The organism is Streptomyces sp. NPDC127108 (assembly GCF_042677545.1).
GTDB lineage: Bacteria > Actinomycetota > Actinomycetes > Streptomycetales > Streptomycetaceae > Streptomyces.
Genome location: NZ_JBHXTE010000096.1, coordinates 1 through 6,535 on the forward strand (window position 1 = coordinate 1; position 6,535 = coordinate 6,535).

Consider the following 6,535-nt stretch of genomic DNA (forward strand, 5'->3'; position numbering starts at 1 on the left):
GAGCCAGGTTCAGCCCGTACGGCCCGTACGGCCGGTCAGGCCCGCGGGCCTGACGCCTCGCTCACGCGTGGCGGCCCGGCTGGACCTCGTGCCGCCGCCGCGCCGCGTACACGACCCCGGCCCCGGCCACGACCACCGCGCCCGCGGCACCGAGCAGCGCGCCCGACGGCGTGCTCGACCCCGTCGCGGCGAGCGAACCGTCGCCGCCGACCGACCCGCCGACCGAGCCGCCGCCCACGCTGCCGCCACCGCCGACGGAACCGCCCCCGGCGGCCGCGCTGTCGGCGTCCGAGCCGGAGTCACCGATGCCGCCCGCGGGCGCGGGGATGTTGGCGCCTGCGGACAGGGTGAGCGCGACCGTCAGCGGGTCGAACTTCTCGCCCTTCTTGTACGGCGCCCCGCCCGCCTCGCTCTCGAACTGCTTGGCGCCCGCCGCCGTGAGCCGCGTCGGCACCTTGCTGAGCTGGACGACGTCGTTCTTCGCCTTGTACGAGGCCCGGGAGAGGTCGAGGGTCGCGAACTTCACGTCGTTGCTGGTGCGGCCCTGGGCCTTCACGTCCACGGTCAGCGTGCCGGTCTTGCCGCGCGCCTTGACCTTGAAGTCGCTGAACTTCATGTCGATGCCGTGGCCCTTGTACAGGAACCGCACGCTGCCGCCGAAGGACGCGTCGATCTTCTTGGCCCCGGCGTTCCAGGTGGCCTTGGTGTGCGGGAAGGCGTACCCGGCCGAGGTCTTCTTCGCGCCGCCGGACGTCTGCACACTGCCGCCCGAGGAGATGTAGCGGCGGAAGGACTCCTTCAGGCCCCAGGACAGCTTGCCGCCGACGACCTTGCCGCCCGTGCCGGACGACGGCTTCGAGGTCGGCTTCGTGGGCGTGGGCTTCGGCGTGGGCTTGGAGGTCGGCTTCGTCGGCTTGGACGTCGGCTTCGTGGGCGTCGGCTGCGGGGCGGGGCCGCCGGTCTTCACCGTCAGGGTGGCCGGGTCGAGCACCTGGCCCTCCTGGTACATGCCGTTGAACGCCTTCGCGCCCTTGGCGGTGAGCGCCGTCGGGATGTCCTTGAACGTCATCGCGCCGCCCGCGCCCTGGCCGGGCCGGACCTCGCTGAGGTCGAGGGTCGCGAGGTCGATGTCGTTCTGCTTGGCGCCGTTGAGCGTGACGTCGGCCTGGATCGCCCCCGTCTTGCCCTTGGTGTGCACCTTGACGTCGGCGATCTTGATGTCGAACTTGTGCTGGGTCGAGACGAAGCGCACATCACCCTTGAAAGCGGCCTTCAGGGCGTGGTCCGCCAGCTCGTACGTGCCCTTGCCGCCGGTGAAAGTGAACACCCCGTTCCCCGGCGCCTGCTTGGCACCGCCACCGGCCGTGATCTTGCCGTGTGCCATGCCCGTGACGTACTTCCGGAAGGACTCCTTCAAGCCCCAGTCCAGGGTGCCGTCCGTGATCGTGAAGGCCAAGGGCGCCTTCTGCTCGGCGGCCGTGCGGGGCGTGCCGGACGCGGCCTCGGAGGGCGCGTCGGCGGCGACGGCGGGCAGGGCGAGCGCGGCGGTGCCCAGGGCGACGGCCGTCGCGACGGCGGCCGCACGGGCTATGGGTCGACGGGTGACTGCCATGGTCTGTGTGCTCCTCGGGGAGGGAGAGGGATAGGGGGAACGGGGAGTGGGGGGGGTGAGGGCGGGGAGTTGGGGGGATGGTGGGGACGGGGACGCAGGGGAAGCGGATGTGCGGGAAGGGTCAGCGGGATTCGGTGGAGTCGGTCGGCCCCGCAGGCCCGGCGGAACCATCACCCCCGGCGGACGCCGCCCGTGCCGCCCGGCGGCGTCGTTCGAAGCGGAACGCGAACGCCGCCGCGACGAGCAGCACCGCGACCGCGGCGAGCGTGATGGGGAGCGCCTTCGACGAGCCGTCGGAGTCCTCGGAGTCGGCGGATTCCGCCTTCGCGGACGTCTTCGGCTTGCCGTCGGACGCGGCCTTCTTCGGGGCGGGGTCGGAGCCGAGGTCCGGCAGCGCGGGCAGCTGTGCCTTGTCGTCGACGGCGACGGCCAGCGAGACGGGATCCATGGCGGTGCCCGGCTTGTACATCGAGCCGAACGCCTTGGCGCCGTCGGCGGTGAGTTTCGCGGGGGCCTCGGTGACGGCGATGAGGCCGTCGCGCGGCTTGAGGTCCTTCAGCCCGGCGGCCGCGAAGGTGACGAGCGGTGCCTTCTTCTTCTGGAACTCCCCGCCGTCGACGTCGGCGTACAGCGTGCCCTCGCCACCCTTCACGCCGACGGCGACCTCGCTCAGGCGGATGTCGAGCCCGTGCTTGCCGGTGAAGCGGACGGCACCGGCGAAGTCCGCGGCCAGGGTGCGCTTCTTCTCGTCGTACGAGCCCTTGCCCTGGGGGAAGCGGAACAGCGCGCCGCCGTCCTCGGCTCCGGACGACAGCGTCCACTTGCCCTTGGCGATGGTCCCGGAGACGTACTCGCGGAAGGTGCGGCGCACGCCCCAGTCGACGGCGGCGTCCTCGATGCGTCCGGTGGCCCGGTCCTTCTTCTCGTCGGCCCCGGACTTCTTCTTGTCGGGCTTCTTCGACGGCCCGCCGTCGGACCCGCCGGGCTTGTCGGCGCGGCCGGAGCCCGCGGCCAGGTCCGTCGACAGGCTCACCGGGTCGAGCCGGGTGCCCGCCGTGTAGTACCCGGCGAAGGCCTTCGCGCCCTGGGAGGTGAGCGTGGCGGGCAGGTTGGTGAGGGCGATGGGGCCCGTGCCGCCCTTCATGTCGATGCCCGAGGTGTTCAGTTTGGCCAGCGGCACCTGGGCGGTCGAGGTGACCTTGCCGGTGCCCTTCTCCTTGCTGACCATGTCGGCGTAGAGCGTGCCGGAGCCGCCGGAGACCTTGACCGTGGGACGGCTGATGGTCAGGTCGAGGGCGTAGGAGCCGCCCTTCTTGTGCCCGGTGAAGTGCACTCCCCCGGCGAAGGCGGCGGTGAACGCGCCGGTGTCGGGGTCGTAGGAGCCCTTGGCCGAGTGGAAGCGGAACTGGCTGCCGCCGACCGTGGCCGCGCCGCCCTGGAGGTTCCAACTGCCCTTGGCGATGGGCCCGGTGACATAGCTCTGGAAGGAGGACTTGATGCCCCAGTCGAGCCTGCCGCCCTGCACGGTGCGCGGTTTCGCGTGCGCGGCGGTCATCGGGAGCAGCGTTCCCAGGAGCGCGGCCAGTACGGCCACGGCTCCCACGCGTGCGCCGCGACGCGTGCGCGGCTGTCTGGGCGACGGCATCGGACCCCTCCAGGTCTGGTCATTAAGGTAAGGCTAACCTAAACTACGATCATCGTGGCGCGGAACCCCACGCCACAGCAACCCCGGCCGTTCGGGACACCGCGACGGCCACGAATCCCCAACAGCACGACAGGACGGTGGACTTCGGTGCGCAAGCCGCGCTCACTCCGTATCGGCGGCCTCGTCAGCGCGGTGACCGCCGCGCTCGCGCTCACCCTCGCCGGGTGCGGCTCGTCCGGCGACGGCGGCGGCGCGGGGGACGGCGGCGGTACGCGGGCGAAGGCCGCGCCGGCCGACCGCGTCGAGCCGCTCGCGGCCAAGGCGACGCCGAAGCTGCCCGCGACGGTGAAGTCCGCCGACGGCAAGCGGGTCGCCGTCAAGGACGCGGCCCGGATCGTGCCGCTGACCGGCAGCCTGAACGAGATCGTGTTCACGCTCGGGCTCGGCGAGAACGTGGTGGCGCGCGACATCACCGCCACCTTCGCCCAGGCGAAGAAGCTGCCGGTGGTGACGCGCGCCCACGACGTCTCGGCGGAGAGCGTGCTCTCCCTGAAGCCGACGGTCGTCCTCGCGGACACCACGACGGGCCCCGCCGAGGCCATCGACCAGATCCGCGCGGCGGGCATCCCCCTCGTCGTCCTCGAACCGGCCAAGAGCCTCGCCGACGTGGGCCCGCGCATCGAGGCGGTGGCCCGTGCCCTCGGCGTCGACAAGGCGGGCGCCGCGCTCAAGTCCCGTACCGAGGACCGGATCGCGAAGGTGCGCGCGACCGTGCCGAAGCAGTCCGAGAAGCCCCGGGTCGCCTTCCTCTACCTGCGCGGATCGGCCTCCGTCTATCTGCTCGGCGGGCGCGAGTCCGGCGCGGGCTCGCTCCTTGAGGCGGCGGGCGCGGTGGACGCGGGCAAGGCGTCGGGGCTGAAGAAGGACTTCACGGCCATCACCAGCGAGGCCCTGGCCAAGGCGGCGCCGGACGCGATCCTCGTGATGTCGAAGGGCCTCGACTCGGTGGGCGGGCTCGACGGCCTGGTGAAGATCCCCGGCGTGGCCGAGACGCCCGCGGGCATGGACCGCCGGGTGGTGTCCATCGAGGACGGCGTGCTCCTCAACTACGGCCCCCGCACCGACCAGGTCCTCAAGTCCCTGGTGAACCAGCTCTACAAGGACACCAAGTGACGCTCGCCGCAGGACCGGGCGCGGGCTCGGACACCGGACCGAAAGCCGCCCCGGACCGCTCCAGGACCGGGGCCACGGCCCCGGAACCGGCCGCCGAGACGGCCGCCCCCGCCCCGCGCCCCGCCCGCCGCGGCGCCCCCTTCCTCCTCACCACCGCCCTCGCCGCCGCCCTCCTGCTCCTCGCCCTGCTCTCCGCCGGGATCGGCGCGTACGACATCCCCCTCGGCGACGTGCTCGCCTCCGTCCAGCACCGCATGGGCCTCGGCGGGCACGCCCTGGACCGGGTCGGCGAGAGCGTGCTGTGGAACGTGCGCCTTCCGCGCGTGGTCCTCGCGCTGCTCGTGGGCGCCTCCCTGGGGTGCGCGGGCGCGCTGATGCAGGGCGTGTTCGGCAATCCGCTGGCCGAGCCGGGCGTCATCGGGATCTCCTCGGGCGCGGCCGTCGGCGCGGTCGCCTCCATCGCCCTCGGGCTCAGCTTCTTCGGCAACTGGACCGTCACGGTCTGCGCGTTCGTCGCCGGACTCGCGACGGTGCTGCTCGTGTACGTCCTGTCGCGCGAGGGGGGCCGTACGGAAGTCGTCACGCTGATCCTCACCGGCATCGCCGTGAACGCCTTCGCGGGCGCCCTCATCGGCCTCTTCCTCTTCTTCGCGGACAACGCGCAGGTCACCCAGATCACGTTCTGGCAGCTCGGCTCGCTGGCGCAGGCCACCTGGCCGAAGGTGCTCGCCGTGCTCCCGTGCGCGGCGGCCGGACTCCTCGTCGCGCCGCTGTACGCGCGCAAGCTCGACCTGCTCGCCCTCGGGGAGCGGCCCGCGCGGCACCTGGGCGTGGACGTGGAGCGGCTGCGGATGGTGCTCGTGCTCGTGGTGGCGCTGCTCACCGCCGCGGCCGTCGCGGTGGCGGGGATCATCACGTTCGTGGGGCTGCTCGTGCCGCACCTGCTGCGGATGGCGGCGGGTCCTGGGCACCGGTTCCTGGTGCCGGGCAGCGCGCTCGGCGGGGCCGTCGTCCTGGTCGGCGCGGACCTCGCTGCGCGCACGGTGGCCGCGCCCGCCGAGCTGCCGCTCGGCGTGCTCACCGCGCTCTTCGGCAGCCCCTTCTTCTTCTGGCTGCTGCGCAGGACCCGCCGCAAGCAAGGGGGCTGGGCATGATCGGGACACTGAGCAAGCGGATCTTCGGGGTACGCGACCGGGTCCTTCCCGGCCCCGTCGAGCCCGGCGACGTGCTCGCCGAGGCGGCGGACCTGCGGGTGCGGCTCGGCGGCCGTGAGGTCCTGCGGGGTGTGGGCGTGGTGGCCCGCGCGGGCGAGGTGCTCGCCCTGGTCGGCCCCAACGGAGCGGGCAAGTCCACCCTGTTGGCCGCGCTCGCCGCCGACCTGCCCGCCGACGCGGGCACCGTGTCCGTCTGCGGCCGCCCCGCCCCGGACTGGCCCGCGCGCGAACTCGCCCTGCGCCGGGCGGTCCTGCCGCAGTCGGCCGCCCTCTCCTTCCCCTTCCCGGTCGAGGACGTCGTCCGGATGGGCCGCGCGCCCTGGGCCGGGACGCGCCTCGCGGACGACGACGACCGGATCGTGCGCGAGGCGATGGCGGCCACCGAGGTGGAGGCGTTCGCGGCCCGGCCGTTCTCCGCGCTCAGCGGCGGCGAACGGGCGCGGGTGGCGCTCGCCCGGGTGCTCGCCCAGCGCGCCCCGCTGCTGCTGCTCGACGAGCCGACGGCCGCGCTCGACCTGCGCCACCAGGAGCTGGTCCTCCGGGTCTGCCGGGAACGGGCCGCCGCGGGCGACGCGGTGGTGGTCGTCCTGCACGACCTGGGCCTCGCGGCGGCCTACGCCGACCGCGCGGTGATCCTCGACGGCGGGCTCGTCGCGGCCGACGGGGCGCCCGCCGACGTCTTCGAGGACGGGCTGCTCTCGGACGTGTACCGGCAGCCCATCGAGGTGTTCCCGCACCCTCGGACCGGGGTGCCGTTGGTCACGCCGCTGCGTACGATTGCCTGACGCGCGCCGCCCTAGGGCCTGTCCGATGGGTCGGCGCGGCGTCGCGGCGTCTGGCACGCACGCTCGCCGCGTTGCCGAAAAGCCCTAGTAGCTCCTTCCCCAAGCT

Annotated in this window: 5 protein-coding genes; 3 read left to right on the forward strand and 2 right to left on the reverse strand. The window is 73.4% G+C overall.

Features of this window, described 5'->3' with window-relative positions:
- Positions 1 to 61: 61 nt before the first annotated feature.
- Positions 62 to 1,612 (reverse strand): HtaA domain-containing protein, encoded by a 1,551-nt coding sequence (locus tag ACFVHO_RS40340; RefSeq protein WP_385725519.1) that lies wholly within the window; start codon positions 1,610 to 1,612, stop codon positions 62 to 64.
- A gap of 121 nt (positions 1,613 to 1,733) precedes the next feature.
- Positions 1,734 to 3,257, reverse strand: coding sequence for an HtaA domain-containing protein (locus ACFVHO_RS40345; protein ID WP_385725520.1), 1,524 nt, complete (start codon positions 3,255 to 3,257; stop codon positions 1,734 to 1,736).
- 147 nt (positions 3,258 to 3,404) lie between these two features.
- Here ACFVHO_RS40345 and ACFVHO_RS40350 point away from each other — a divergent pair, with 147 nt between their 5' ends.
- From ACFVHO_RS40350 to ACFVHO_RS40360, 3 genes are read left to right on the forward strand one after another with little or no spacing between them, the layout of a single operon-like run.
- Positions 3,405 to 4,430: a hemin ABC transporter substrate-binding protein gene (locus ACFVHO_RS40350; protein ID WP_385725521.1), complete on the forward strand. Its 1,026-nt coding sequence runs from the start codon at positions 3,405 to 3,407 to the stop codon at positions 4,428 to 4,430.
- Positions 4,427 to 5,584 carry a FecCD family ABC transporter permease gene (locus ACFVHO_RS40355; RefSeq protein WP_385725522.1) on the forward strand — a complete coding sequence of 386 codons (1,158 nt, stop codon included), beginning with the start codon at positions 4,427 to 4,429 and terminating at the stop codon, positions 5,582 to 5,584. The genes ACFVHO_RS40350 and ACFVHO_RS40355 overlap by 4 nt, the downstream gene beginning before the upstream one ends.
- Positions 5,581 to 6,429: a heme ABC transporter ATP-binding protein gene (locus tag ACFVHO_RS40360; protein WP_385725523.1), complete on the forward strand. Its 849-nt coding sequence runs from the start codon at positions 5,581 to 5,583 to the stop codon at positions 6,427 to 6,429. Before ACFVHO_RS40355 ends, ACFVHO_RS40360 begins: the two co-directional genes overlap by 4 nt.
- Positions 6,430 to 6,535: the final 106 nt, after the last annotated feature.

Coding starts and splice junctions, on each gene's coding strand:
- ACFVHO_RS40340 (WP_385725519.1), bottom strand. CDS start 1,612: ATGGCAGTCACCCGTCGACCCATAGCCCGTGCGGCCGCCGTCGCGACG.
- ACFVHO_RS40345 (WP_385725520.1), bottom strand. CDS start 3,257: ATGCCGTCGCCCAGACAGCCGCGCACGCGTCGCGGCGCACGCGTGGGA.
- ACFVHO_RS40360 (WP_385725523.1), top strand. CDS start 5,581: ATGATCGGGACACTGAGCAAGCGGATCTTCGGGGTACGCGACCGGGTC.